Below are 1,849 nucleotides of genomic sequence, written 5' to 3'. Positions count from 1 at the left end.
CGCCGAGGGCCGGGCATTGGGCGATACGACGACACTTGCGGACCCGTCCGTGGTCGCGCGGCTAAAGACGGAGTACGAAGGCCGGGAGGGATAAATCTCCTTCCGAGGTGCAGTGAGGCGCCGCCCGCGAAGGTGGCGCCTCTTTCTTTGTCCGCGGCTCCGCACTAGTCCACACCTCGGCGCTCGGGCTCATCTTAGTCCCTTACCAGCAAAATCCTGCGCAAATGTGCGATGATTTACGCAGGGATGCAGGCGAGAGCTGGGATGATGGACCCCTCGCGCAGCCGGGATGCGGCGGCGACGACGCGGCGTCCCAAGCGGGTGAGGTAGTACCTGTAGGTGCCTCGTACGCTCTTGATCAGCCGGTGCATGCGCAGGCGCTTGAGCTGCCGTGAGAGCTGCGGTCCGCTGAGATGCGCGAGGATGCCGCGTAAATCGCGGACCTGGAAGCCGCGCAAGTTGAATTCGCCGCGGGCGAGGGTGAGCAGGAGTTCACGGTCCCTGGCGTCGAAGAAGTTGAGACCGCGCCAGCTGCGTTTCTCGTCGTGGACCGGTTGCGAGAGGCGTTCGAGGTGCCGGCGCCCGGTGCTGTCGTCGTCGAGGCTGGAGAGGAATTCGAGATAGCGGCGGTTGGCGGCCCCGAGGAGATGGGCAAGGGCATCCAGGCTGTAGAGGGTCTTCCTGACGGAGGCGAGCTTGGTCTCGCGGCTGCCGTCGCGGTGTTCCACCGTGCGGTGGTGCTTGAAGAAGGAGACGTCGTTGGTGACGGTCTCGATGCGCAGGACATGGCCGAACTTGTCATACATCTTGAGGGCTGAGCGGCCCATCTGGTGGCGGATGCGGGTGCCCTGGATGCGGGTGTTGAAGTCGTTGCCGACCTCGCCGAGGTAGCGCGGGTCGAGCTTCTTGCCCAGGAAGGTGGCGACGTGCTCGGCGCGGACAGCGTGCACGGCGGTACGGACCAAGTGACCGTAGAGCGGAGCCAAGTCCTCGCGGCGCTTGAAGACGATGTCGGTGGCGTACTCGACCTGCGCGAGGCTCCAGTGGTAGCCGGCGTGGAACTCGGCGGCCGCGGGGCAGAAGCTGCGGGCAAAGCGGTCGAGCTTGCGGTGCAGCGTCAGCGGCTTCAGGTGATCGGCGATCTGCTGCGCCCGCGCGAAATCGTCGATCTCGATGAACGCGTTGTCGAGAAGCTTGTAGCCGATCCGGTGCCGCTTCAGCCGTGAGGCCAGCCAGTTGTGCCCATTCATGCAGAACTGCAGGCGGAAGGGTGCCCAGGTCGGTACGCGCAGGTGGCAGAGCCCGAGATCGGGATCGATGAAGTAGAAGTAGTAGTGGAGACACTTGCCGCTGTCGGGCTTGAGAAACGTCTTTCCAGAGAGCTTGTCATGCCAGGGCTGGAACGACGAGCAGGTCTCCATGGCGCTGAAGATGTGCACCAGACCCGGATGGGTGCCGCGCTGGGCCACGATTTCCTGGACCCGGTCCTCCTTGCGGAAGGAATCGATCCGCCGGATGAACTCGATCTTCAGGTCGTTCTCCTGCGCCAGGCGCTCCGCATTTGCACGGATGGCATCACGCAGGGGCTGGGCGAACTGAGGGAAGTCGAAGATCCGGATGCGGCGCCGGTTCAGTTCCCGCGTGAACGCCTGGGCGTGGCAGATGTCGGGGAGCGTGCCCGTGATGAGGATGCGGTCGAAGCACGAGAGCATGCCGCGGATGCGAGTCGCGTAGCGGTCGGTGAGCATCGGAGTGATCCTGTCGCAAGCTTCTGGACAGCACCACCCTGATCACTTAACCCGAGCGTGTCAAGCGAAAACCTGTTTGGTACCGGCTACGCCGGGTTAGG

General features: G+C 64.2%; 1 protein-coding gene. It reads right to left on the bottom strand.

The annotated features are described in order from the left end of the window. Nucleotides 1-236: 236 nt before the first annotated feature. Nucleotides 237-1,748 carry a hypothetical protein gene (locus tag VF647_04635; GenBank protein HEX8451361.1) on the bottom strand — a complete coding sequence of 504 codons (1,512 nt, stop codon included), beginning with the start codon at nt 1,746-1,748 and terminating at the stop codon, nt 237-239. Nucleotides 1,749-1,849 lie beyond the last annotated feature (101 nt).

Source organism: Longimicrobium sp., assembly GCA_036387335.1.
Classification (GTDB): domain Bacteria; phylum Gemmatimonadota; class Gemmatimonadetes; order Longimicrobiales; family Longimicrobiaceae; genus Longimicrobium.
The sequence above is the reverse complement of the archived record's forward strand: the minus strand, read 5'-3'. Positions and strand labels throughout refer to the sequence as shown.

Coding starts and splice junctions, on each gene's coding strand:
- VF647_04635 (HEX8451361.1), bottom strand. CDS start 1,748: ATGCTCACCGACCGCTACGCGACTCGCATCCGCGGCATGCTCTCGTGC.